This is a genomic window from Weeksella sp. HMSC059D05 (genome assembly GCF_001809725.1).
Classification (GTDB): domain Bacteria; phylum Bacteroidota; class Bacteroidia; order Flavobacteriales; family Weeksellaceae; genus Weeksella; species Weeksella virosa.
The window spans coordinates 60,404-84,536 of record NZ_KV798549.1 but is presented as its reverse complement, the minus strand read 5'-3'; the positions used below and the strand labels follow the sequence as shown (position 1 = coordinate 84,536).

Annotated in this window: 24 protein-coding genes and 1 pseudogene; 22 read left to right on the top strand and 3 right to left on the bottom strand. The window is 34.4% G+C overall.

Annotated elements, in window-relative coordinates; genetic code table 11:
• Nucleotides 1-143: 143 nt before the first annotated feature.
• The 12 genes and pseudogenes from HMPREF2660_RS10915 to HMPREF2660_RS09420 all read left to right on the top strand — a co-directional run bounded on the left by HMPREF2660_RS10915 (nt 144) and on the right by HMPREF2660_RS09420 (nt 10,824).
• Nucleotides 144-869: pseudogene (locus tag HMPREF2660_RS10915) on the top strand (CbrC family protein).
• Between the two features lie 84 nt (nt 870-953).
• Nucleotides 954-1,556, top strand: coding sequence for a hypothetical protein (locus tag HMPREF2660_RS09465; RefSeq protein ID WP_070486917.1), 603 nt, complete (start codon nt 954-956; stop codon nt 1,554-1,556).
• Nucleotides 1,557-1,561: 5 nt separating this feature from the next.
• On the top strand, nt 1,562-1,789 hold the full coding sequence (locus HMPREF2660_RS09460) for a hypothetical protein (RefSeq protein ID WP_013597437.1): 228 nt from the start codon (nt 1,562-1,564) through the stop codon (nt 1,787-1,789).
• A gap of 29 nt (nt 1,790-1,818) precedes the next feature.
• Nucleotides 1,819-2,289 (top strand): T9SS type A sorting domain-containing protein, encoded by a 471-nt coding sequence (locus HMPREF2660_RS09455; RefSeq protein ID WP_013597436.1) that lies wholly within the window; start codon nt 1,819-1,821, stop codon nt 2,287-2,289.
• A gap of 371 nt (nt 2,290-2,660) precedes the next feature.
• Nucleotides 2,661-4,148, top strand: coding sequence for an ankyrin repeat domain-containing protein (locus HMPREF2660_RS09450; protein ID WP_070486915.1), 1,488 nt, complete (start codon nt 2,661-2,663; stop codon nt 4,146-4,148).
• Nucleotides 4,149-4,151: 3 nt separating this feature from the next.
• A complete protein-coding gene (locus tag HMPREF2660_RS09445; RefSeq protein WP_070486913.1) occupies nt 4,152-4,643 on the top strand; it encodes a DUF2271 domain-containing protein in 492 nt (163 codons plus the stop codon).
• 6 nt (nt 4,644-4,649) lie between these two features.
• The gene (locus HMPREF2660_RS09440; protein ID WP_070486911.1) at nt 4,650-6,848 is read left to right on the top strand and encodes a PepSY domain-containing protein; all 2,199 of its coding nucleotides are present in this window, start codon (nt 4,650-4,652) and stop codon (nt 6,846-6,848) included.
• Complete coding sequence (locus HMPREF2660_RS09435; RefSeq protein WP_083299116.1) at nt 6,839-7,837, top strand: FAD:protein FMN transferase; 999 nt, start codon at nt 6,839-6,841, stop codon at nt 7,835-7,837. The genes HMPREF2660_RS09440 and HMPREF2660_RS09435 overlap by 10 nt, the downstream gene beginning before the upstream one ends.
• Nucleotides 7,838-8,054: 217 nt before the next feature.
• The gene (locus HMPREF2660_RS10810) at nt 8,055-8,225 is read left to right on the top strand and encodes a DUF1648 domain-containing protein (RefSeq protein ID WP_255356447.1); all 171 of its coding nucleotides are present in this window, start codon (nt 8,055-8,057) and stop codon (nt 8,223-8,225) included.
• A gap of 439 nt (nt 8,226-8,664) precedes the next feature.
• Nucleotides 8,665-8,982 carry a DUF3817 domain-containing protein gene (locus tag HMPREF2660_RS09430; RefSeq protein WP_013597429.1) on the top strand — a complete coding sequence of 106 codons (318 nt, stop codon included), beginning with the start codon at nt 8,665-8,667 and terminating at the stop codon, nt 8,980-8,982.
• 112 nt (nt 8,983-9,094) lie between these two features.
• Nucleotides 9,095-9,814, top strand: a complete 720-nt coding sequence (locus tag HMPREF2660_RS09425; RefSeq protein ID WP_070486907.1) for a hypothetical protein — start codon at nt 9,095-9,097, stop codon at nt 9,812-9,814.
• Nucleotides 9,815-9,909: 95 nt separating this feature from the next.
• A complete protein-coding gene (locus tag HMPREF2660_RS09420) occupies nt 9,910-10,824 on the top strand; it encodes a helix-turn-helix transcriptional regulator (protein ID WP_070486905.1) in 915 nt (304 codons plus the stop codon).
• 34 nt (nt 10,825-10,858) lie between these two features.
• On the opposite strand, the gene HMPREF2660_RS09415 is transcribed toward HMPREF2660_RS09420, so the two are convergent.
• Nucleotides 10,859-12,949 carry a type IA DNA topoisomerase gene (locus tag HMPREF2660_RS09415; RefSeq protein WP_070486903.1) on the bottom strand — a complete coding sequence of 697 codons (2,091 nt, stop codon included), beginning with the start codon at nt 12,947-12,949 and terminating at the stop codon, nt 10,859-10,861.
• Between the two features lie 321 nt (nt 12,950-13,270).
• Between HMPREF2660_RS09415 and HMPREF2660_RS09410 the strand changes: the two genes are divergently transcribed.
• The 4 genes from HMPREF2660_RS09410 (at nt 13,271) to HMPREF2660_RS11005 (ending at nt 16,332) form a co-directional block, all read left to right on the top strand.
• The gene (locus tag HMPREF2660_RS09410; protein ID WP_013597425.1) at nt 13,271-14,089 is read left to right on the top strand and encodes a MotA/TolQ/ExbB proton channel family protein; all 819 of its coding nucleotides are present in this window, start codon (nt 13,271-13,273) and stop codon (nt 14,087-14,089) included.
• A 90-nt stretch (nt 14,090-14,179) separates the two neighbouring features.
• The gene (locus HMPREF2660_RS09405) at nt 14,180-14,779 is read left to right on the top strand and encodes an ExbD/TolR family protein (RefSeq protein ID WP_013597424.1); all 600 of its coding nucleotides are present in this window, start codon (nt 14,180-14,182) and stop codon (nt 14,777-14,779) included.
• An 18-nt stretch (nt 14,780-14,797) separates the two neighbouring features.
• A complete protein-coding gene (locus HMPREF2660_RS09400) occupies nt 14,798-15,337 on the top strand; it encodes an ExbD/TolR family protein (protein WP_013597423.1) in 540 nt (179 codons plus the stop codon).
• Nucleotides 15,338-15,372: 35 nt separating this feature from the next.
• Nucleotides 15,373-16,332, top strand: coding sequence for a hypothetical protein (locus HMPREF2660_RS11005; protein ID WP_013597422.1), 960 nt, complete (start codon nt 15,373-15,375; stop codon nt 16,330-16,332).
• Between the two features lie 85 nt (nt 16,333-16,417).
• Here HMPREF2660_RS11005 and HMPREF2660_RS09390 read toward each other — a convergent pair whose 3' ends face one another.
• A complete protein-coding gene (locus HMPREF2660_RS09390; protein WP_070486901.1) occupies nt 16,418-17,491 on the bottom strand; it encodes a M20 family metallo-hydrolase in 1,074 nt (357 codons plus the stop codon).
• Entirely contained in the window at nt 17,485-18,252 is a 768-nt protein-coding gene (argB, locus tag HMPREF2660_RS09385; protein ID WP_070486900.1) for an acetylglutamate kinase, read from the bottom strand. Before argB ends, HMPREF2660_RS09390 begins: the two co-directional genes overlap by 7 nt.
• A gap of 232 nt (nt 18,253-18,484) precedes the next feature.
• Between argB and HMPREF2660_RS09380 the strand changes: the two genes are divergently transcribed.
• The 6 genes from HMPREF2660_RS09380 to carA all read left to right on the top strand — a co-directional run bounded on the left by HMPREF2660_RS09380 (nt 18,485) and on the right by carA (nt 24,131).
• Entirely contained in the window at nt 18,485-19,069 is a 585-nt protein-coding gene (locus HMPREF2660_RS09380; RefSeq protein WP_013597419.1) for a GNAT family N-acetyltransferase, read from the top strand.
• Between the two features lie 70 nt (nt 19,070-19,139).
• On the top strand, nt 19,140-19,601 hold the full coding sequence (locus tag HMPREF2660_RS09375; protein ID WP_013597418.1) for an arginine repressor: 462 nt from the start codon (nt 19,140-19,142) through the stop codon (nt 19,599-19,601).
• Nucleotides 19,598-20,779 carry an argininosuccinate synthase gene (argG, locus tag HMPREF2660_RS09370; RefSeq protein ID WP_013597417.1) on the top strand — a complete coding sequence of 394 codons (1,182 nt, stop codon included), beginning with the start codon at nt 19,598-19,600 and terminating at the stop codon, nt 20,777-20,779. The genes HMPREF2660_RS09375 and argG overlap by 4 nt, the downstream gene beginning before the upstream one ends.
• Before the next feature lie 84 nt (nt 20,780-20,863).
• Nucleotides 20,864-21,850 carry an N-acetyl-gamma-glutamyl-phosphate reductase gene (argC, locus tag HMPREF2660_RS09365; RefSeq protein WP_070486898.1) on the top strand — a complete coding sequence of 329 codons (987 nt, stop codon included), beginning with the start codon at nt 20,864-20,866 and terminating at the stop codon, nt 21,848-21,850.
• A 60-nt stretch (nt 21,851-21,910) separates the two neighbouring features.
• Nucleotides 21,911-23,047 (top strand): aspartate aminotransferase family protein, encoded by a 1,137-nt coding sequence (locus tag HMPREF2660_RS09360; RefSeq protein WP_013597415.1) that lies wholly within the window; start codon nt 21,911-21,913, stop codon nt 23,045-23,047.
• A complete protein-coding gene (gene carA / locus HMPREF2660_RS09355; RefSeq protein ID WP_070486896.1) occupies nt 23,040-24,131 on the top strand; it encodes a glutamine-hydrolyzing carbamoyl-phosphate synthase small subunit in 1,092 nt (363 codons plus the stop codon). Before HMPREF2660_RS09360 ends, carA begins: the two co-directional genes overlap by 8 nt.
• Nucleotides 24,132-24,133: the final 2 nt, after the last annotated feature.

The window sequence follows — 24,133 nt, the reverse complement described above, 5'->3', positions numbered from 1 at the left end:
TTTAAAATGTAATTTAGCAAATAGAAATTGCTTTTGCTACGTGTCGTCTAAATGGAAACTTTCCGCTTCGATTTTCCGCCACTTCGCAAAGCCCCGAAACGTTGGTGGCAATATTAACCGAACGAACCGTAAAAACAGAAAAAATGGAATTACCGAAATTTAAGTACAGTCCAAACGCATACGAACTTGACATTTTCGAAAATGTAGAAGGAGTTTGTTCTGTATGTAACGAGAATAGACAAGTTAAATAAACATGCTCATTTTATAGCGTTGAAAAACCCGAATATATTTGTCCTTGGTGCATCGCAGACGGACAAGCATCTGAAAAATATGAAGGGGAATTTAATGATTATGAAGGAATTGAAAATTCAGAGAATATTGAAAAAGAACTTTTATTACAAGCAAGTGAAAGAACGCCAAGCTACACAAGTTGGCAACAAGAAGTTTGGTTGACACATTGTAATGAACCTTGTGCATTTATTGGCTATGCGGACACAAAGACGATTGAACCATTAATGGAAGAATTAAATGACGACATAGAAAATAATGGTTATGACCCTTTGACTTCTCCACATACCACCAATCCAAATCATATGGTCAGAATCAACAATAATTTAGCTTGGAGAAATATTGCCGTTATAGACATTTCTAATAAGAAAGACATTGGTGCAGCAGTTGCCGTATCCAACCCTTACAATTATACAAAAAAATTTTTTTTAGAGCTTGTTAAAGAAGATATAGAAACTGGAAAAGCCATTTATGAAGAAGCAGAAGTAGCAGTAAAAATGGACAATATTATTTATGCCGCTTGGGAAAGAGGAGGGAAAACAGCCTCCCAATTAGAAGACACAAAGGATGAAAAGAAATAAATAGTAAAGGATAATAATGTTATAATAGACAATCTACAGCTAAATGCAAATGAGCTTGGTACTATTTATTTATCTTTTAACTTCTTGATAAAAAAAGCAACAGAGAAAAATAAATATAGATACCATGTAATCCAAAGAGATGCATCTACTGGTGAAATCATGGGAGGAGAAACTTTCGAGATTAAAAAAAAACCGAGAAATCTTTTTAATGCAAATGCAGGAAATGACAGAGAAATTGGTAAAAATGAAGAAGTAACATTGACTGCCCACGACATATTTGAGGCGGCTGAATACAATTGGTACGATGAAAATAGCAATCTAATCTACACCGGAAAAGATTTCACCATTACTCCTGAAATTACCAAAAAATACAAATTGGAAGTAATTACTGAAGATGGTTTCAAAGATTATGGCGAAGTTGAAGTCAAAATTAATCCTTACAAATTAATAAGTTTATCGCCGAACCCTGCAAATTCACAATTACAGATAGATTACGATATTGAAAACAGCACTTCTGCATTTATCATGGTTACAGGGGTTACCAATGGCGTTTCAAATAATTACGTGTTGAACACTAACAGTACGCAAACAATCATTGGTTTAGCTAATTACCAATCTGGACATTATATCGTTACATTGGTTTGCGATGGACAAATCGTAGATTCTAAAAACCTTATTAAAAATTAATAGTTATGAAAAAATTAATATTAATAACTTTTCTAATAGCTGGGCTTTCTACTAAAGCCCAACAAAATGAACTAATCGAAAATACATGGTATCTAGAAAAATTAGTTGTAAATGAAGAGGAGCTTCTTGCACCAAACAATGATGAAGTATCAGAAACTAAGTTTTTATGCCAAGAATGCGAGTCTGAAAACAATGTTGTTTTTTTACTTCTGTTTGTACTGAAGTTCTCTTAAATGGTTCTATCAATGACAATATACTCACCTTGCAATCAGGTTTCGTTGATGGAGAATGTAGTCTTGCTGAAAATATTTATTTTGAAGGATATTATCTTGATAACTTTTTCAAAGTTGGAATTTTGGATGAATTTTATGACTACGAGTATGAAATTAACCCAATAGATAATGGATTACAACTAATTTTAACTAATGTAGATGGTAATAAAGCATATTATAAAAATTATCATTTATCCACACAGGATTTAGATGATCTAAATGATAAATTTTTGACAACAATTCAAGATAATTGGCTATATGTGAAAATTATCAACTCTACATTTAATCCAAAGACAATTTCTATATATGATTTAAAAGGTAGATTAATTCTACGCTCAGAAATCATTAATGAAAAAGTTTTTATTGGTCAAATTCCGAAATCTATTTACATCGTACAAATTGAAGATATAAATGGTAATTTTCACACTAAAAAAAGTAATAAAAAAGTAATAAAAAAGTAATAAAAATACGTCATATAACATTTATTAAAGACGGGCTAATGGCTCGTCTTTTTTCGTTTGGCTAAAACGACATTTTGTATACTAATTTTGATGGTAAGTATAGAGGGTATAAGAAAAAGGTTAATTGTATTAATATAAATATTGAAGAAAAATACGCTGCAGATAATAACGGTAAGAAGCTGAATTATCAATATAAAAATCCCAGTCCAGTTGGACATACCATAAAAACTATACAGAACACGAGGTAATAAAAACATCCTTAAAAGAATAGAAATAAATATCCTAAGTTTTGCTCAATTGACTTTAATTTGTATTTTTGCTTTTATTTAGATTAAGTTAAAATAAAGCGATTCAAAAATATATTCATTCTCATGAGAAAAACATTCTTTACTGTAATATTCCTTTCTGCAATATTTTTTGTTAAAGCGCAAAACAATACTTTACTACAAGCTGATTTTTGGAAGGCAAAACCTACTCTCGAAACTGTAAAGTCAGAAATTTCTAAGGGTAATAGTCCTTCGGAGCAAAACGGTGGTTTTCATGATCCTGTTACGATGGCAATAAACAACAGGATTTCTAATGACGTTATTAAATTTTTAATAGAGCAAGAGGGTAATGATGTTCATAAAAAAACTCATCATTCTCGTTCTTATTTACAATGGGCCGCTGCTGCAGGCAACTTAGAAATAGTGAAACTTTTGATAGATAAAGGATCGGATGTACATTATAAAGATAGTTATGGAACGCCCGTTATTGCTTATGCAGCATCAGCTGGTAATACAAATAGCGCTGTTTATGATTTATTATTTGATCAAGGCGTAAAACCAACAATTTTATCAGAAGAAGGTACCAATCTTATTATGTATGCAATTGCCTACGATAAGGATTTGAAACTAACGGATTACTTTATTTCAAAAGGAGTTTCGTTAACGCATAAAGACAACTATGGAAGAACAGTAGCTGATTATGCGGCTAGATTAGGTAATTTAGAAATTATTGATCAATTGATGAAGCGCGGTATCAAGCTTACTGATCAAGCGTTATTTTTTGCTACTCAAGGATCTAGAAGAGTACAAAATGGTTTGGAGGTTTATCAAGCTTTAGTTGAAAATTATCATTTAAACCCAAAAGCTTTAGACCCAAAAGGGCAAACTATATTACACGCATTGGTGCGTCGACCAAATATGGATATTATTCATTATTTTTTGAATCAAGGCGTAAAACCAACCATTGCAGATAAAGAGAATAATACAGTATTGATGAATGCAGCAGCTGGTGGAAACCTAGAAGTTGTTCAAGTGTTGCTCAATCACAATGTAGATGTTAACCTAAAAAACAACAACAACGAAAGTGCATTAACAAAAGCTGTTGCTTCGGGAAGTTCGGAAGTAGTAGAGCTATTGCTAAAACATGGTGCTGATGTTCATATTTTAGATAAACAAGGCAATAATTTAGCCGCTTATTGGGTACAATCATATAGACCTTCAAGAAATGAATCATCAATCTTAGCATCAGATTTTTATAAAAAACTACAAGTTTTAAAAGCTGCAGGATTAGACTTTTCAAAAACTCAAGCAAACGGACAAACGATACTTCATTTAGCGACTGATAAAAACAATGTTGAATTAATTAAACTTATGGCATCACTTGGAGTTGATATTAATGCTCAAGATTTAGATGGAAATACAGCATTGCACCAAGCGGCGTTAACTGCTAAAGATGATGAGGTTTTAAAAGCTTTGGTTGAATTAGGAATCGACAAAAACCTAACAACTGTATTTGAAGAAACAGCTTACGATTTAGCGTCGCAAAATGAATTTTTATCAAACAATACAATTTCTATTGACTTTTTAAAATAAACTATGAAAAAATCAATTCAACTTTTAGCCTATTCTTTTTTTATGTTGCTTTTTGCTCAACTTACATTTGGGCAAACTACTAAGTATAAAACCATGATACAAATGCAACATTATACTGGTAAAGAAGCTTATATCATTATATCATTAATAGACCCAAAGGGCAATTATGAAAAAACTTTAGGCGTACTTGGTCCTGATAAAGAGTGGTATAACACATTGGTAGAATGGGAAAAGTTTCGTGTAAAGAAAAAAGAAAATCTAAATGCCATTACGGGTGCATCAGTAGCTGGTGGAGCTAGAGCAACTCGTGTAATAGAATTCGATACTGCAAAACTAGACAAAGGATATACATTGCGATTTGAATCAGCAGTAGAGACACAAAAATATCACGTTAAAGATGCTGAAGTTCCTTTAACTACCGCTGCTTTATCAAACAAAGCTGGTGTTAATGGCAAAGGTTATATCAAACAGGTTCGTTTCATTAAAGTTCAATAACATCAAATGACGTTGTCTATTTGGAGGTATGCCCATTTAGCATTAGCTTATCTTTCTGCTGCCTTTTTGCTTATCCTTTCTATTACTGGTGTTATTTTGGCATTCGATGCTGTTCAAGAAAAAACACCTGCGTACCGAGTAGAAAACTTCGATTCTATTACTTTAGCCGAGGTAATACCTACATTAAGAGATAAATACTTCGAAGTATTAACTGTTGAAGTTAATCACAACGATTTTGTGACAATCCAAGCGATGGATGAGCAAGGGCAAACTATTGAAGGATATATTGATCCTACAACAGGTGACTTATTAGGTGAAATAAAACCCAAAAGTGCTTTCATACAATGGGTTACAGCTTTACATCGTTCGCTCTTTTTAAAAGAAACAGGTCGAGCAATTGTAGGTGTTGTATCGTTTTTACTTTTTTTGATCACTATTAGTGGTTTTGTATTGATTTTGAAAAGACAAAAGGGTCTTCGTAACTTTTTTGCTAAAATCAATAAAGATTTCTTTTCGCAATACTTCCACGTAGTTACTGGTCGATGGATGTTAATTCCTGTAATGATTATTGCGCTTACGGGTACATTTATCTTCATGGTTCGGTTAGATTTTATGCAACAACCACCTGAAGAAAAAACGTATGATAATATTGTCGATGAAATTAATTTTAAAGACATTGCAGAGATAGCTTATTTCCAAGAGACTCGTTTAGCCAACGTAGAAAAGATAGAATTTCCATTTATACCAGATGACCCAGAAGAGCCATTTATTATCAATTTAAAAGACAGAGTTGTATCTGTTAATCAAGTAAATGGTGAGATTATGCACGAATCGGTTCTTCCTTATTCTGCAGTCTTCGAGAAGATAAATATCGATTTACATACAGGACGTACCAACAGTATTTGGGCAATCATTTTAGGATTAGCTTCTTTAAACATCCTGTTTTTTATGTATACAGGTTTTGTAATCACATACAAACGTACGCGTGCAACAATTAAAAATAAATGGAAAGTAAAAGATGCAGAAATTGTACTATTAGTAGGCTCTGAAAATGGTTCTACTCTTGGTTTTGCAAGTCAAATACATCAGCAATTATTAGCAGAAGGAAAAAAAACGTATTTAGCTGAAATGAACGCTTATACAGTTTTTCCAGATGCCAAACATTTAGTAGTATTTACTTCTACTTACGGAGTTGGTGATGCTCCTACAAATGCTACAAAGTTTATAGAATTAGTTCAAAAAATTAATCAACCCTCACCTATACAATTCTCGGTTGTAGGTTTCGGATCTAAAGCATACGAAAAATACTGTGCATTTGCAGAAGAAGTTTTTTCGGCATTAGCTCAACAAACATGGGCTACTCCAATTACCCAATTATATACAGTAAATGACCGAATGGCTAATGAATTTGTTTTATGGGCTCATGATTGGTCTAATAAAACCACATTCAATATCTCTACTACTCCTGCCGTTTATAACAATAAAATGCCTAAACTTAAACAATTTAAGGTATTAGAAAAAACAGCTGTTTCAAACTCGAATAGCACATTCAAAATCATATTAAAACCCCTTAAAAGAAGTAAATTCGAATCAGGAGATTTGTTGGCTATTTATCCACAAAATAATCATATAGAAAGGTTATATTCTATCGGGAAAACTGAAAAAAACATTCAGTTACTTGTCAAGTTATATTCTGATGGCTTAGGTTCTAATTATTTTTATAATTTTTCTTCAGGCTCTATTCTGAATGCCCGAATTTTAAAAAACACTTCATTCCATTTTCCGAAATCAGCCACAAAAGTTGTTATGATAGCCAATGGTACTGGTATTGCTCCTTTTCTGGGTATGATAGAAAATAATACTAAACGCATCCCAATACATTTATACGCTGGTTTTAGATTTAATAATGAATTAATCACTAATTATCAAAGTTTTGCAAAACGTCAAATTAGCAAAGAGCAACTTGGAACCATGCAATTTGCTTTTTCTCGCGAAGAGAATAAACAATATGTAATGGATTTAGTAGAAAAAGACAAAGAGTTTTTTGCTGATTTACTTGAAAACAATGGTTTTGTAATGATTTGCGGGTCGTTGCAAATGCAGAAAGATGTAGAGAAAAAACTTGATGAGATAGTAAAATTTTATAATCAACAATCGATCGATTATTATCGATCACAACAACAAATACTTACCGATTGCTACTAAAAAAATCACATATCACACTTCAATACGGTTCGATAATAGTTGGACTATTTTTTATGTTTTTAGCTAATTTTTCTTATAGTCAAGATAAAAAATTGATAGAAAAGTCAGCATTAATCATGGGTTCAACCTTTCATATATCTGTAGTTTCTAAAGATTCTATTCAGGCAAATATTGCCATTGATGAAGCTTTTGAAGAAATGAAACGTATCGAATATCTTATATCTGAATGGATGCCCGAAACACAAATTTCTCATGTTAATCAACAAGCAGGAATTCGTCCTGTAAAAGTTGATGTTGAAGTATTTGAATTAACTCAACGTGCCCTTCAATATTCAAAACTTTCCAATGGTGCTTTTGACATTAGCATTGCAGCTATGGATCGTATTTGGGATTTTTCAGGATTTATGGATAGTTTGCCATCACCTATAGAAATAAAACAATCGGTAAGAAATGTAGATTATCAAAAGATTCTACTAAATCCTCAAGATACTACCATTTTTCTTAAAGACATTGGTATGAAAATAGGATTTGGCTCTATAGGAAAAAGTTATGCTGCGGACAAAGCTAAAGAGGTTTTACAAGCAAAAGGAATAGAAGCAGGAATTGTAAACGCTTCTGGCGATATGGCTATTTGGGGAAAACCAATTGATGAAAAAGAATGGAAAATTGGCATTAAAAACCCATTTAAAAGACATGGTATTGCGAAGGTTTTACGCATAAACAATTCATCTATTGCAACCTCAGGTTCGTATGAAAAATTTGTCGAAATCAATGATACTCGATATGGACATATCATTAATCCTAAAACAGGCATGCCTTCAACAGGATTAACAAGCGTAACGGTTTATGGTCCATCGACTGAATTTGCAAATGCACTGAGTACTTCAATTATGGTAATGGGGAAAAAGAAAGGAAAGAAATTGTTGAAAAAATTCCCACAATACAGAGGTGTTTTTATTACAGATTCTGGTAAAATAATCAAGATATAAATAGAAAGCCATTGAATGTTCCAATGGTTTTTTGTTTTTTTTACTTATATTGCATCAAACCAGACTATCACAAAGCCTTGAAACGTTGTAACCAATACTAAAAAAAACCTAGCCAACAACAATAGAAATAATCAGTGAAAGACTAAATTAAAAACTAGAACTTACAACATTTGACCAGCCGCTTGAAATTCTTGGTCAGACATCAATTCTTTCAATATTGGTTTTGATAATCACGATCTACACAAACTTACCTGATACAATTCCAAAGCATTATAACAGTGCTGGACAAGCAGACGGATTTGGAGTTTGGTTTTTACCCATGACGTTAGGCCTAATTTTTTTTCCGTTGATTTATTTCGTAGTAAAATCATTTAAGGCGACAAAATAATAACAAAGAAAGCGCTAGCTATAACGTCGTATTAGTGTAAAAACAAGTTGAACGGCAAAGTCGGATAAAGTTTATTTATCCTAACAAAAATTTTTTTGTTTTATAATATATTTATTATGGTTTAATTATATAAAAAAAATCATAAAATAAAAATAGAAAAAAGTCTGAGTAAATTCTCGGGCTTTTATGTTTCCTTCACCTCACAATGTTTGTCTAGGCTTCCCTTATAATCTACAGGGTTCAGAAGAGAAGCAAAGTTACGACAAGAAACACTGTCTTGCCATTGTCAATAATAATATACTTGTATTATAAATATATCTGCAAAAAGAATTAGAAGCTAAATCGACAGAAAAATAAGTATTTCTTATAACGTTTACTAATCATTATCATGAATAATTTTGAAAGAAATTGGTATTTTTGACCAACTTTGAAGTTTGTTATGGAATTATTCAATCAGCCCGAAAAACTAAAAAAATGGTTCAAGATTACATGCGTTTGGGAAGCAGTAAGCTGTGCCGTTTTATTTTTAATTGCAATGCCGCTGAAATACCAATACGGAATTATATGGCCAATGCCGTTTGCCGGTACTTTTCATGGATTTTGGTTCTCTGTGTACATTGCCCTGGCATTCGTAGTACGAAAAATTTATAAATGGGATGACGAAAAATTTATTTTCTACCTATTATTTGCTTTCATACCGTTCGCCACTTTTTTAGTTCATAAAGATTTAGCTGAAAAAGAAAGCGAAGAACAATAATCTTTTTTTTAAGGATATTATAACATTCTTTAGCATTCTTTATCAATTTATGGCTTAATCTCTGCAAGAGTGTATAGTGAAAAGTGATTTATTAATAGAAAAAACTAGACGTATGAAAAATGTAGTAAAAATTTTAATGCTCGTAACATTTTCTGTAGTATTCTTTGCTTTTATACCAATCAAAGCAGATGAGCCTAAAGTTGTTATCATCGATATTGTAAATAACTTAGATACCGAAAAGGAAACTTCGGTAGTGGACAAACTCATGGATAAGATTGCAGAGCTCGATAAAAATAATGTGAAAGTTCTGATGTGGAAAGAATTAACCCAAGACAAAACCCAAGATCCTGTTGCTATATTATCGCAAGTTAACCCAGATTATGTGCTCACAGTAAGTTTTAAGAATGCTTCTGCGACGAAGGACAACATAACGGCAGTAGTATCGAAAACCAATTTACAAAAAAAACAATCGATTCTTTTGGCAACAGATATCGCAAAAAGTTTAGAGTCTGAAAATATAGAAAACAAAGGGGTTTTCGAAACCGAATCGAAATATCCACAAGACAATAATGTCCCAGCAGTATTTCTCAGTGTAGAAGTGAAAAATGAACCTTCAGTAGACGATGAGCTAGCCTCTAAATTGATAAACGTTATAGAGACAGTAAATGTAAAAGATTTAGAAGCTATAGAACCCTCTGAAGAAGCAGAAGAAGCACAAGACACGATTGAAAAACCAGAATCAGGTATAGAAGTATCACAAAAAGCACAAGAAATAAAAAATAAAGTTCAGCAAAAACAAACGAGCTTCAAGCAACAAGCAAGCGGAATTTAATTTTAGTTGAATTAGAATTGTTTTAGTTTACCTGCAAATGGGTTGAGGATACCTCAATCCATTTGCTTTTTTTATCTTTGTTAGAAATCAATCCAATGGCAAAACAAGATTACATTGCTCGATATTTTAACATCATCACAAAATTATCTCGTACTCCTTATTGTTCATACGAAGATTTGTACCAACACTTAGAAAAACAATTCGAGATTTATAACCTAAGAAATGAAGATGTCTTGTTCAGTTTTTCTAAAAGAACATTGCAGCGAGATATCCAAGAAATCAGAACAATTTTGGGAATTGATATTTTATATAGTCGAAAAGAAAAAGGCTATTATATTGAGCAGTATGAATTTGCGAGTGATTTATTTCTGCAGACAATCGAACAAATAAACTCTTTTAATGCATTGAACATGACGCACTCTTTGCAAGAGATCGTCCATTTAGAAAAAATGCCACCTCAAAACACCGATTTTCTTTTGCCAATTATTCAAGCTATTCAAAAAAAAAGAAAACTGAAATTTTCTTACCAAAAATTTGGCGAAGAAGTGATAACACAACGCGAAGTTTCTCCTTTGGCCATTAAACAAAGCAGAAATCGTTGGTATTTGATTGCGCAGGAAAAAGATTTACAAAAGGTTTTTGGGTTAGAAAGAATGCTTTCTATCGACCTGTCCGCGCACAGAATCGAAAAGGAAATCGTGTTTAATTATGAAGAAAAATTCAGGCATTGTTTTGGTGTGATTTCTCCGAATACAGAATTACCAAGCCGTGTTATATTACAATTTACCAAACGGCAGGCTGGTTATATAAAGACTTTGCCGCTACATTCATCACAGAAAATAGTGCAAGAAGATGATGAATTTACCACTGTAGAATTAACGATTTATCTTACTCAAGATTTTGTTACAGAAATTATTTCTTATGGGAAACAAGTGAAGGTTTTAGAACCACAAGAACTAATTGAACAAATAAAAAACAAACTGAAAGAAACTTTAGAATTGTACCAGTAATTTTTTTAGCACTTCGTGGCAAGACATATATGGTTTAACTTTGTTTCAGTTGGATGGCAAGATTCTCGTCTAAAAATAGATTGCCATCAACCTTCACATTATCAATAATAAAACCTTTTATCTTGGCAGTTTTGTGTTTAGTAATCAAATCTACTGTCTGTTTGTTGGTTAATTTTTTAGCACACCACTCGAAAGGAAGCACAAATCCGCAGTCCGAAAAATTACGACAACCGTAGGCCGTTTTTCCTTTTACCAAAGTATGTTGCTGGCACTTAGGGCATAGAAGCTCTTCTATTTTTTGCGTTTCTTTTTTTTCTCTTTTCGGTTTTGTTTTTTCTTCTGGTTCTACTCTTATTGGTTTTTTAATGCTAAATTTTACACCATTGGTTACTTCTTTTACCATCTCGATCAGTTCTTCCTTGAACACCTCTAGACTATATTCACCCTTCTCTATTAGACGCAATTTCAATTCCCATTGGCCAGTGAGTTCAGGACTTTTTAGCAAATCATTTTCAATCAAATCAATCAACTGAATGCCGGTTAGGGTAGCAAAAATATTTTTGCGTTTCTTCTCAATATATTTTCTTTTGAAAAGCGTTTCGATAATATTTGCTCGGGTAGATGGACGGCCAATACCGTTTTCTTTCAGTAAGTCGCGCATTTCTTCATCGTCTACTTGTTTGCCCGCCGTTTCCATAGCGCGCAACAAAGTAGCTTCTGTGTACGGTTTGGGCGGTGTGGTTTTACCTTGATGAATAAAAGGCTCGTGAGGTCCTTTTTCACCAACCACGAAATTTGGTATAGTTTTTTCTTCTTCTTTTTCTTCTTGGTTTTTTTTATCCTTCGGATACAAAACACGCCAACCAAAATCGAGAATTTGCTTTCCTGTTGTTCTAAAATTTATATCGCCAATTTTTGCCTCAACCAAAGTATTCGATACAAGGCAATCAGGATAAAACACGCTAATAAATCGACGACAAATCATATCATAAATTTTCTTTTCATCGATTGTGAGATCAGAAGAGAAATTTCCGGTAGGGATAATTGCATGGTGATCGGTAACTTTCGAATTGTCGAAAATATTTTTTGATTTCGCAATTGGTTTTTCTAACAGAGAAGCTGTATAAGTTGCGTACGGTGTTAGCTTTTGTAAAATTCCCTCTATTTTAGGGTGTAAATCCTCTGATAAATAAGTGGTGTCGACGCGTGGATAAGTCACCATTTTTTTTTCATAGAGACTTTGTACATATTTCAAGGTATTTTCGGCAGAATAAGCTAATTTTTTATTGGCTTCTACTTGCAAGGAAGTCAAATCGAATAAACGAGGAGGTTTCTCTTTTCCTTCTTTTGTTTCGAATGCGATGATTTCTAACGGGAATTGCTTCAAATATTCCAAGCCTTTCTCTGCTTTTTCTTTTGTTTTTAGCCGATCGATTGTCGCAATAAACTCTGTTTCTTTATAGAGTGTTTTTAGTTCCCAATACTCTTCAATCACAAACGAATCTATCTCTTTTTGTCTCTCTACAATCATTGCCAAGGTAGGTGTCTGCACTCGTCCTATAGATAGAACTGTCCCAAAAGGAGCATATTTTTTGGTAAAAGCTCGTGTTGCGTTGATGCCTAATAGCCAATCACCAATTGCTCGTGCACTACCTGCAGCATAGAGATTATTATATAGATTGCCATCTTTTAGATTTTCAAAACCTTCTTGTATGGCTTCTTCAGTTAGGGAAGAAATCCATAAACGTTTAAGTGGAGCATTATTTTTGGCTTTTTGCAAAACCCAACGTTGAATCAATTCTCCTTCTTGGCCAGCATCACCACAGTTAATGACTTCGGTAGATTGTTGGACAAGTCGTTCGATGATTCTAAACTGCTTCTCTACACCTTTATTATGGATGAGTTTTATACCGAAAGATGGCGGAATAATCGGGAGATGATTCAGATCCCAACTACGCCAAGTTGGGGTATAATCGTGCGGCTCTTTGAGCGTACATAGATGTCCAAAAGTCCAAGTTACTTGATAGCCATTACCTTCATAGTAGCCGTCTTTGCGTTGATTGGCACCCAAAACTTGGGCAATGTCCTTGGCAACGCTTGGCTTTTCTGCGATGCAAACTTTCATAGGATTGATTGAGGTGTCAAAGGTCGGAAAAAGTTAAATGCTATAAAAATCATTATTTGTAAAAAATAAATAGGATTATCTAAAACTTATTTATATTTGTTAAACGGAAAGTAATAGAAGTGAAGTTTTTTTCATTTGAATTGAATAGATTTAGGTTGCTCTAGTTTTTTGTTTCAGAAAAATGACTATAAAACCTCTTTTTTTAATCGAAATATTAAATTTACATGAACAACCAAAAATTTATATGGTTGATTTGAAAAATTTTCACTTAATTTACACCCACGTTAATAAAAAACATAAATTATTTAAAAGAATTAGTAAATGGAAAAGAATGTAACTGTACCAGCTAAGCAAACAGGAAAAAAGGCAGGTATTAATCCAGTAATCACAATTGTAATTTTGTATGCTATAGCAGCATGTATTTTCTACCTTTGGTTTGGTAATGAAGGAAATTTTGAGGGCGGAGATGTTGAGTATGGGCACCCATTAAATTTCTTAGGAATTATTCGTAAAGGAGGTCACATCATCCCATTCTTGATGACATTCTTCTTTATGGTAATTGTTTTCTCAATCGACCGTGCAATTGTTTTAGGTAAAGCAAATGGTAGTGGAAGTGTAGACAAATTTGTAAACGACATCCGTGCTTTATTAAACAAAAACGAAATCAACAAGGCTATCGAACTTTGTGACAAACAAAAAGGATCTGTAGGAAATGTAGTGAAAGAAGGTTTGACAACTTATAAAGCATTACAGAATGACAATACCATGAACAAAGAACAAAAATTAGTACAATTAAATAAAACTTTAGAAGAGGCTACTGTTTTAGAAATGCCAACATTAGAGAAAAACATGACGGTACTTTCTACGGTTGCATCTATTGGTACATTAATCGCGTTAATGGGAACAGTAATCGGGATGATTAAGGCGTTCTTCGCATTAGGTGAAGGAGGAGGGTCTCCAGATGCTGCACAATTATCTGTTGGTATTGCCGAGGCGTTAATTAATACCGGTATGGGTATTGGAGCTTCAGCTTTCGCAATTATCGCTTATGCTTACTTTACTTCTAAAATTGACGATTTAACATTCAAAATCGACGAAGTAGGAATGAGCATTCAACAATCTTTCTCTGCACACAATTAATCTAGAATAATCCGAAGAGAAACTTAAGAAGTTTATCTCGGTATAAGAATTGAATGATAATACAAAGATTAATTAAACAAACAGAGAAAAATGGCAAGAGTTAAACCGAAAAGACAAAGTCCGAATATGGACTTAACAGCTATGAGTGACATGGCTTGGCTTTTGTTAACTTTCTTTATCTTGACATCCAACTTTCGCGAACCAGAAGTGGTTGAGGTGGTAACACCAAGTTCAGTTTCAACGCTGAAAATGGCCGACGACAATATGATGCGAATCTCTATTACCAAGGAAGGTAAATATCTATTCTCATTAGAAGAAAAAGATAGAATACCAACCTTAGAGAAAATGGGAGAGAAATATGGGGTAAGATTTACAGACGGTGAAAAGAAAGCCTTTAGAGAAACAGCCGAGTTTGGTGCGCCAATGCAAGGGATGCGTCAGTTCTTGAATTTAACTTCAGGAGATCGCGAGAAATATTTGCAAAGCAGCCAAGCCGGAATACCTTTAGATACGATAAACCCTAACAAAGAAATGGTTGATTGGGTTTTCGCTGCTAAGGAAGTGAATGATAAAGTGAACCTTGCAATAAAAGGTGACCAAGAAGCGACTTATCCACAGTTTAAGTTACTCTTGAACGAATTGCAAGAAAAGAATATGAACAAATTCCAGTTGATTACAACTGCAGAATAATAAAGAAATTTAAAGAAAATGGCACAAATACAAGAGTCCTCAGGAAATGAGGGAGGTAAAGTACGCTCGAAGAAACAGTCGACAAAAGTCGATATGGCGCCCTTGGTAGATTTAGGTTTCTTATTGATTACATTCTTTATGTTCGCGACAACGTTTAGTAAACCAAACGTCATGAATTTGAATATGCCACCTAAATTAGATAAACCTTTTGAACAGCAAAATCAAGACGAGATAAAGCTGTCAAACTCATTATCTATCATCATTGGTGGAGATAACAAATTGTATTGGCATCAATCAGAAGTTAAAGATCTTAGTCCAGAAACACTGAATGAAACAGATTATTCGGTAGAAGGAATACGTAAAGTAATCCAGACAGCTACTGCAAGAGCAGAGAATAAGGATATGTTTACCGTGATCATTAAACCGACTGATGATGCAAATTACAAAAACGTTGTAGACGTTTTGGATGAAATGGAAATTACCAAATCTACCAAGTACGGTATGAAAGATGCCGATGCAAAAGAAGTAGAAGTTTACAAGCAAAAAGCTGGTAAATAAAGGTAAGTCGTAGAATGTTTTAAAAAAGAGAGAAAATGTCTAACAATAAAAAATACGAATCATTAAACGAAATTGTTTTCGAGAATAGAAATAAAGAGTATGGTGCATACCAACTCAGAAAAAACGAAGACAATGCCCTACTAAGAGCTTTGCTTCGAGGTAGTGTGGTGATTTTGATTTTGGCAGGAGTTGTATGGTTTGCAAACTCAGATTTACTTTCGAATCAACGAGAAGAAAATGTAGTTGAAGTAAACCTAGAAGATGTAACTATGCCAGAAGTTCCGGAAGAAGAGGAAGAGGTAGTAGAACCAGAACCAGAACCAGAACCAGAACCAGAAATACAGCAAAATCACTACCAAGAAGAAACTGCTCAGGTGAAAATGATTATACCAGAACCAAAAAAAGAAGCCAAGGTAGAAGCAACGATTCCAGACGTTAAAGCGATCGAAAATAAAGATATTTCATACTTTGATCGTGAAGGGAAAGAATCTAAATCACAAACTGGTGGAGGTGAAGTTAATCTAGATCCAGACGCAGGGAAGAATACAAAACAAGTACCTAAAAATGATTCTAAAACTGATGGAGGTGGTGCACCGACAACCGTAACTGCTCGTACAGCAGCAATTATGGCAATTTACCCAGGCTGTGAAAGAGAAGCACGAAAAGGTAAAGAAGCAGCGCAAGCATGTCTCAACAGACGTCTTGCAGCTGATATCGGGGATGAACTACAAGATTTTACATCTATAGCAGAATCAAAAGGAATTAATGTAGCCAATGCTAAATTAAACTTCCAGATTGATACACAAGGTAGAATTGTGAAAATTGAACCAGCAGCTGGTAGTGAAGCAAATTTAGGTCCTGAAGCTAAAAAAGCATTGCAAAGAATTACCGATCGTCAACAACGTAGAGGTAAAACCATCGTTCCGGCGAAAACAGAAGATGGAAGACCAGCAATCCTTAACTTTAGTATTCCGGTAAGATTCCAATTACAATAATATTTTTCATAGAAAATATTAATACAAAAAAACCCGTTTCTTTTGAATCGGGTTTTTTTAATATTTCTGATAGACCAGCTACCAACTAAAAATTAAAATCTTCGAGTAATGCAATGTATCGATCAATTCCATGTTCAATTTCCGAAAGATAAATAAATTCATCCGGTGTATGTGATCGAGCAGAATCTCCTGGTCCAATTTTTACAGTGGTAAAATCCATCATCGACTGATCAGAAAGGGTAGGAGAACCATATGTAGCGCAACCCAAAGATATCCCTTTTTGTACAATAGGGTGTGTAGGGTCTATCTTAGAAGAGTTTAATCGCAGAGATCGTGGAATACATGAAATCGAATCCGAAGAAAATTCTTTTTGTAAACGAGCATTTACTTCCTCATTGCTATACAGTTCGTTCACACGTACATCCATTACAAGTTTGCAAGAATCTGGTACCACATTGTGTTGTTTACCGGCTTCTATTTGGGTAACGGTTAACTTCACGGGTCCCATAAATTCCGATACTTTATCGAAACAAAAGTTTTGTAATCGATTCAAAAGGTCATTGGCTAAATAAATAGCATTAATCCCTTCGTTGCGCGCAGCATGACCTGTCTTACCTTTCACTTCAATATCATAGACAATTAACCCTCTTTCTGCGATTGCCATATCCATTTTGGTTGGCTCTCCAACAATACCCAAATCTATTTTGGGGAGAGAAGGTAACAAACTGCCAACATTCAAATTTCCTGAATTTTCTTCTTCTGCCGTTATTGCCACTATAAGGTTGAACGGAATTTCTTTGTCTAGAAAATAGATAAAAGTAGCCAAAAGACTAACTGCCGAAGCACCAGCATCGTTACTACCCAAGCCCGTTAAACGATCACCTTCTATCTTTGCTTCGAAAGGATTGTAGGTCCAAGATTGACCAGGTTTCACCGTGTCGTGATGCGAGTTCAGTAGAATTGTTTTTTTGGTAGGGTCATAAGGAGAGTGAAAACTATACACATTGTTGTTTATCCGTTCTGCTTTTGCTCCAGACTGTTCTAAAAACTCAACAATTCGATCAGCTGTCTTGTTTTCTTCTCCTGAAAAAGATTCATTTTCGATTAAATCCTTCAAGAGTTCGATTGCTTTATTTTTAAGCTCTTTTCTGTTTAACATAATACAGTTTTTGTTTCGGTATGTATATTAAGTGCATGTACCAGATTAACTTGTTTCACGCCCGCTGCAATTACCTCGAAAGCGTTGTCTAATTTCGGAATCATCCCTTCGAAAATTATTTTATCAGCTTTCAATTGCTGATATTCTTTATTATTAATACTCGAAATGAGCGAGGAATCGTCATTAATGTCTCTTAAAACTCCAACTTTATCAAAACAAAAATTTAGCTCAACCTGATAAAATTTACTTAGCGCAATTGCAACTTGCGATGCAATGGTATCTGCATTGGTATTGTAAAGATTTCCTTTTTTATCGTGTGTTATTGCACAAAGAACAGGCGTAAGGTTTGACTCTATAAAAGATTGCAATCTAGCGGCATCGACACTTTTTTCGTCTAAATCACCAACAAAACCGTAATCGATAGTGTGTACAGGACGTTTTGTGGCGGTAATACAATTGGCATCTGCACCCGAAAGTCCAAGTGCATTGATGTTGAATTTTTGTAATTGCGCAACAATCGATTTGTTGATGTTTCCGGCGTATAAACCTGTAACAACATTTAGAGTTTCTTGATCAGTGATACGTCTACCATCGACCATTTTAGGCTCGATCCCTAATTGTTGTAAAAGTTTAGATGCACCTTTTCCTCCGCCATGTACTAAAATTTTCGGTGATTTTTCTTGTGAAAAAAGATGGAGAAAGTCGGATAATTCTACCTCATTATCGATGATGCCACCACCTATTTTATATATTTTCAGCATGTTGATAAAATTATTGTGTTTTTTTTAAGTTTTATTACGTTTTACAAAAATAAAGTTTTTAAATTTGTACTTCAGTATAACAACTGAATTCTTATCATAAAATGGAAAAATTATTTCCGCTTGCAAAAAGAAGCAAGTTAAATAATCAACAATTTTTTAGGCTCTACAGCCAAGTGTTTTTCCTTTTTCATCGTTTTTTTCAATCTCAATTTCAATCAAAACAATTACAGCAATGGTCGTGAGAATAGCAAATAAAGACGATGTAAAGTACGCAGATGAATTGGTGCTTTGGTATGAAGAGTCGGCCAGACAAAGAAAAACTGGAATTGCCAAGCGAAATCCGGTTTATTTACAGCGTAAAATGGTCAATGGTAATGCCATTATTGCATTTGATGACGATGGATCTTTGGCTGGATTTAGCTATATCGAAACGTATGAAGAAGAGAAGTTTGTTGTTAACTCTGGGTTGATTGTTCGTACCGATCTACGCACATCTGGAATTGGAAAAGAAATAAAAAAGGCAATTTTCGCATTATCCAGAACCAAGTTCCCGAACTCGAAAATTTTTAGCATAACAACATCTTTGGCGGTAATGCGCATGAATACAAAGCTGGGATATAAACCGGTAACGTACTCTGAGTTAACACAATCCGAAGAGTTCTGGAATGGCTGTAAAAGTTGTAAGAATTACCATATATTATTAGAAAACGAAAGAAAAATGTGTATTTGCACCGGTTTAGTGTATGATAATCTCGATGATGAATTTGCTAAGAAACAAAAAGAAGAAAGTCTAAAGAATGATATTGATATTGAATAAATATTCAGTAATCAAAAAAAATTTATCTAAGTTTTGTGAATTTATGATTATGGTTGAATAATTATACAAAATGAGTAATAAAAAATACAGATTTCAATTAATAGAGAAGTTAATCTCTACTGAAGAAATTGCAAGTCAAGAGGAATTGTTAAAAAAACTAATTTCTCAAGACGTACAAGTTACTCAAGCTACATTGTCGAGAGATTTAAAAGAATTAAAAATAATCAAAGTTCCTACCGAAAAAGGTGATTATCGTTATCAATTGCCAGAAGAAGGAGTAACAATGCACAATACGATTTTGCAAAGTGAGGTAAGCTTAGAATTTACTGCAAACCTGGGAGTTCTAAAAACCAAGCCAGGCTATGCTTTAGGCTTGGCATTCGAAATAGACAATCACCAACTTCCATCTTTGTTAGGCACAATTGCAGGTAATGATACAATTTTACTTATTTTGAGAGAAAATATAAGTCGAAAAAAATTTATAGAAGAAATACAAACAATTTTACCAAACATAAAAAACAACATTTCATGAGCAAAAAAGCAGTTTTGGCCTATAGTGGTGGCTTAGATACTTCGTACTGTTTAGTAAATCTTACACAAGAACAAGGAATGGAAATGCATACAGTGATTGTAAACACGGGAGGATTTTCTAAAGAAGAACTAAAAGAAATAGAAAAGCGCGCCTACGAATTGGGTTCTGCAAAACATGTCACTATCGATATTACCGAGAAATATTTTACAGACTGTATTCGGTTTTTAATCTACGGAAATGTCTTGAAAAATAATACATACCCACTTTCTGTGAGTGCAGAAAGAATGTTCCAATCTATTGCTATTGCAGAGTATGCCAAAGAAATAGATGCTGAATATATAGTGCATGGTTCTACCGGAGCTGGGAACGATCAAATTCGGTTCGATCTTGCTTTCGCAGTTATATCCCCACAGTCGAAAATAATTACTCCAATCCGAGACGAGAAGTTATCTCGCCAACAAGAGGTAGATTATTTACAATCAAAAGGAGTTCATTACAGTTGGGAAAAAGCCAAATACTCTATCAATAAAGGTATTTGGGGAACCTCGGTAGGAGGCGTAGAAACCCTTACGTCAGATCAGCCATTACCAGAAGAAGCCTATCCGACTCAATTATCCAAAACAGAACCATCCGTTATAGAGATAGAGTTTGAGAAAGGAATCCCAACGGCTCTCAATGGTGAAAAATTAACAGCAGTAGAATTAATTCAAAAACTCAATGAAATTGGTGGAGAATACGCTATCGGGAGAGACATACATGTTGGTGATACCATATTAGGAATCAAAGGACGAGTTGGTTTCGAAGCACCTGCAGCTCATCTACTCATCAAAGCTCATCATTTACTAGAAAAACACACCCTTACTAGATGGCAATTATTGCACAAAGATACTTTGGCAAACTGGTACGGGACTTTGTTACATGAAGCTCAATATTTGGATCCTGTCATGAGAGATATCGAAGCATTCTTAGAGTCATCGCAAAATCATGTCACTGGTAAGGTAAAAGTACAACTGAATCCGTATCATTTCTCTATGATCGGAATCGAATCACCGTATGACATGATGCAATCAAAAGTAGCAACATACGGAGAAGAAAATGAAGCATGGGATTCGAGAGATGCAAGAGGATTTATTAAAATATTCGGGAATCAATTAAAAATAGTTCATAGCTTCGATTAATTGATTGGTTAAAGTGAGTTCATTCAATTGAACTCACTTTCTTGTAAATAGCTTATCCAACAAAAACACAATAATAAACAACACATGAAAAACAAAATAACCGTAAGCATTGTAGGTGGAGCAGGATACACAGCAGGAGAACTTTTGCGCATCTTATTGCATCACCCGATGGTAGAAATCACTTCGGTATACAGTACGTCGAACGCCGGAAACCCAATCGTCAAAGTGCATGATGATTTGTTGGGCGAAACAGAAATCTATTTTTCAGACACGATAGATCACAATGCCGATGTGGTATTTTTGTGTTTAGGACATGGGAAATCTGCCGAGTTCCTTTCAAAAAATACCTACTCAGATCAAACGGTTATTATCGATCTAAGCAATGATTTCCGACTAGAAAAAGACCATATTTATAAAAACAGAAAGTTTGTATACGGATTACCAGAATACAATAAAACAGATATTCAACAAGCCAAAAATATAGCCAATCCTGGGTGTTTTGCGACGGCGATTCAGTTAGCCTTATTGCCTTTAGCTGCAGAAAAAGAAATAAAGTCCGCTATTCATGTCAATGCGATTACCGGTTCAACCGGTGCAGGACAAAGTCTTTTGCCTTCTACACATTTTAGTTGGCGAAACAACAATGTATCTTTTTATAAAGAATTTTCGCATCAGCACGAGGGGGAAATTTATCAAACTTTAGAACTATTGAATACAAATTTCGAACATAAATTGTATTTCTTACCAATGCGTGGCGATTTTACACGCGGCATTCTAGCAGGTGTTTATCTCGAAACTGATTTGTCCGAAACTGAAGCAGTTGAGCTATATCAAAACTACTATCAAAACCATCCATTTACAATTGTATCTGATGCAGACATCGCTCTGAAACAAGTCGTCAATACCAATAAATGTTTATTAAATATCAAAAAAGAAGGAAAGGTTTTGCTCATCACTTCGGTTATAGATAACTTAACAAAAGGCGCAGCAGGGCAAGCAGTGCAAAATATGAATTTAATTTTTGGGTGGGATGAAACACTTGGTTTACAACTAAAACCAGTAGCTTTCTAGATCATCCTCGATTAATAAAAATAATAAAATATTACGCAACAATAAAATATCAACAAAATAATGAAACTATTCGACGTATACCCCATCATGAATGTTACCCCTGTAAAAGCAAAAGATTGCATTCTTTGGGACGAAAACGGTGAAGAATACTTAGACTTATATGGCGGGCATGCTGTGATTTCTATCGGGCATTCTCATCCATATTACGTAGAAAAATTAACCGAGCAGATCAACAAAATAGGGTTTTATTCTAACTCTGTAAGAATTCCTATTCAGCAAGAATTAGCAGAGAAATTAGGGCGTCTTTCGGGTTACGAAGATTATACGTTATTCTTGGTAAACTCAGGTGCAGAAGCCAATGAAAATGCTGTGAAATTAGCCTCTTTCCATACAGGGAAAGATCGTGTAATTGCTTTTCGTGGGGCTTTTCATGGACGAACTTCTGGTACGGTTGCCCTAACCGATAATCCCAAAATTGTAGCTCCCTATAATGCACATCACAAGGTTTCTTTTGTAGATTATGACCTGAATGAAATACAAAAAATTATCGACGGAGGAGATGTAGCTGCAGTAATATACGAACCTATCCAAGGAGTTGGTGGAATTATTTTACCTACCGACGAGTTTGTGCAAGGTTTACGAAAACTATGTACCGATAATGGAGTAATTCTCATTGCCGATGAAATCCAATGTGGATATGCACGTTCTGGTAAATTTTTCGCTCATCAACATTCAAATATCAAAGCTGATCTCATTACAATGGCCAAAGGAATGGGAAATGGCTTCCCGATAGGAGGAGTTTTGATTTCGCCGGATTTCGAAGCTTCCTATGGTTTGTTAGGAACTACTTTTGGAGGTAATCATCTCGCTTGTGCAGCAGCTGTAGCAGTTTTAGATATTATCGAAAAAGAGAAACTAATAGAGAATGCCAAAGAAATAGGTGAATATATTGGTTTGGAGTTGAACAAATTCCCGAAGATTAAAGAAGTACGTGGCCGAGGATCTATGGTAGGAATCGAGTTCGATTTTCCAATCAACGAGCTCAAAAACAATTTATTGACCAAGCATCATATTTTCGTAGGGTATGCTGGTAACAATGTCATTCGATTATTGCCACCACTGACCATTACCAAAGCGTATGTCGATAAATTTATCAATGCATTACAAACAGAAATAAACATCATCATCAATGGATAAAAAAGTGAAAATTGTTTTCCAAGACGGTTTGGAAATAGAAGGTCAATCATTCGGAGCCTATACGTCTACTGCGGGTGAAATAGTATTCAATACAGCAATGGTAGGATACAATGAGAGTTTAACAGATCCTTCGTACAAGGGGCAAATCATGGTGATGACTTTTCCGATAGTTGGCAACTATGGCGTCCCGGATGATAAAGAAATGATCGATGAAATCGAAGCATGGTTAGAATCCAATACTATTCAGGTTTCGGGATTAGTTGTTTCTTATTATTCGGACGATTATTCGCATTGGAATGCGATTCAAAAATTAGGAGATTGGTTAAAAGCACACAACATTCCAGGGGTGTATGGTGTAGATACGCGTGCAATTACCAAAAAATTAAGAGAAGAAGGCTCTACATTAGCCAAAATTGTAGCCGATACAGAAATCGATTTTTACGATCCCAATACCGATAATTTAGTAGATCAGGTATCGATTAAAGAAGTCAAACGATACAATGAAGGAGCAGAATACAAAGTTGTTTTGGTTGATTGTGGAGTGAAAAATAATATCATTCGCAGCCTGGTTCATCGTGGAGTAGAAGTCATTCGCGTACCTTGGGATTACGATTACACTATTTTAGAGTATGATGGATTATTTATTTCGAACGGTCCAGGAGATCCAAAAATGTGTACACCAACGATAGAAAACATCAAAAAATCTTTGCAAGAAGAACAGCCAATTTTTGGGATTTGTTTAGGAAATCAATTGGTTAGTTTAGCTGCTGGAGCTTCAACATACAAGTTGAAATATGGGCACCGCTCACACAATCAGCCAGTACAGTTAGTGGGAACAACAAAATGTTTTATTACTTCTCAGAATCATGGTTTTGCAGTAGATGACACTCAATTGCCAACAGGTTTCAAAACTTTCTTTACCAACCTAAACGATGGAACATGCGAAGGAATCCGACACGAATCAAAACCAATATTCACAGTACAGTTTCATCCAGAAGCTATGGGCGGACCTGTAGATACAGAATATCTATTTGATGAATTTATTGAGGAAATAAAAAAGTATAAAAACGCAAAATCAGAATAATA

What these genes read in the sequence shown, in the direction of transcription:
- HMPREF2660_RS09460 (WP_013597437.1), top strand. Translation starts at nt 1,562, where the DNA reads ATGAAAAAATTAATATTAATAACTTTTCTAATAGCTGGGCTTTCTACT.
- HMPREF2660_RS09450 (WP_070486915.1), top strand. Translation starts at nt 2,661, where the DNA reads ATGAGAAAAACATTCTTTACTGTAATATTCCTTTCTGCAATATTTTTT.
- HMPREF2660_RS09445 (WP_070486913.1), top strand. Translation starts at nt 4,152, where the DNA reads ATGAAAAAATCAATTCAACTTTTAGCCTATTCTTTTTTTATGTTGCTT.
- HMPREF2660_RS09440 (WP_070486911.1), top strand. Translation starts at nt 4,650, where the DNA reads ATGACGTTGTCTATTTGGAGGTATGCCCATTTAGCATTAGCTTATCTT.
- HMPREF2660_RS09430 (WP_013597429.1), top strand. Translation starts at nt 8,665, where the DNA reads ATGGAATTATTCAATCAGCCCGAAAAACTAAAAAAATGGTTCAAGATT.
- HMPREF2660_RS09425 (WP_070486907.1), top strand. Translation starts at nt 9,095, where the DNA reads ATGAAAAATGTAGTAAAAATTTTAATGCTCGTAACATTTTCTGTAGTA.
- HMPREF2660_RS09420 (WP_070486905.1), top strand. Translation starts at nt 9,910, where the DNA reads ATGGCAAAACAAGATTACATTGCTCGATATTTTAACATCATCACAAAA.
- HMPREF2660_RS09415 (WP_070486903.1), bottom strand. Translation starts at nt 12,949, where the DNA reads ATGAAAGTTTGCATCGCAGAAAAGCCAAGCGTTGCCAAGGACATTGCC.
- HMPREF2660_RS09410 (WP_013597425.1), top strand. Translation starts at nt 13,271, where the DNA reads ATGGAAAAGAATGTAACTGTACCAGCTAAGCAAACAGGAAAAAAGGCA.
- HMPREF2660_RS09405 (WP_013597424.1), top strand. Translation starts at nt 14,180, where the DNA reads ATGGCAAGAGTTAAACCGAAAAGACAAAGTCCGAATATGGACTTAACA.
- HMPREF2660_RS09400 (WP_013597423.1), top strand. Translation starts at nt 14,798, where the DNA reads ATGGCACAAATACAAGAGTCCTCAGGAAATGAGGGAGGTAAAGTACGC.
- HMPREF2660_RS11005 (WP_013597422.1), top strand. Translation starts at nt 15,373, where the DNA reads ATGTCTAACAATAAAAAATACGAATCATTAAACGAAATTGTTTTCGAG.
- HMPREF2660_RS09390 (WP_070486901.1), bottom strand. Translation starts at nt 17,491, where the DNA reads ATGTTAAACAGAAAAGAGCTTAAAAATAAAGCAATCGAACTCTTGAAG.
- argB (WP_070486900.1), bottom strand. Translation starts at nt 18,252, where the DNA reads ATGCTGAAAATATATAAAATAGGTGGTGGCATCATCGATAATGAGGTA.
- HMPREF2660_RS09380 (WP_013597419.1), top strand. Translation starts at nt 18,485, where the DNA reads ATGGTCGTGAGAATAGCAAATAAAGACGATGTAAAGTACGCAGATGAA.
- HMPREF2660_RS09375 (WP_013597418.1), top strand. Translation starts at nt 19,140, where the DNA reads ATGAGTAATAAAAAATACAGATTTCAATTAATAGAGAAGTTAATCTCT.
- argG (WP_013597417.1), top strand. Translation starts at nt 19,598, where the DNA reads ATGAGCAAAAAAGCAGTTTTGGCCTATAGTGGTGGCTTAGATACTTCG.
- argC (WP_070486898.1), top strand. Translation starts at nt 20,864, where the DNA reads ATGAAAAACAAAATAACCGTAAGCATTGTAGGTGGAGCAGGATACACA.
- HMPREF2660_RS09360 (WP_013597415.1), top strand. Translation starts at nt 21,911, where the DNA reads ATGAAACTATTCGACGTATACCCCATCATGAATGTTACCCCTGTAAAA.
- carA (WP_070486896.1), top strand. Translation starts at nt 23,040, where the DNA reads ATGGATAAAAAAGTGAAAATTGTTTTCCAAGACGGTTTGGAAATAGAA.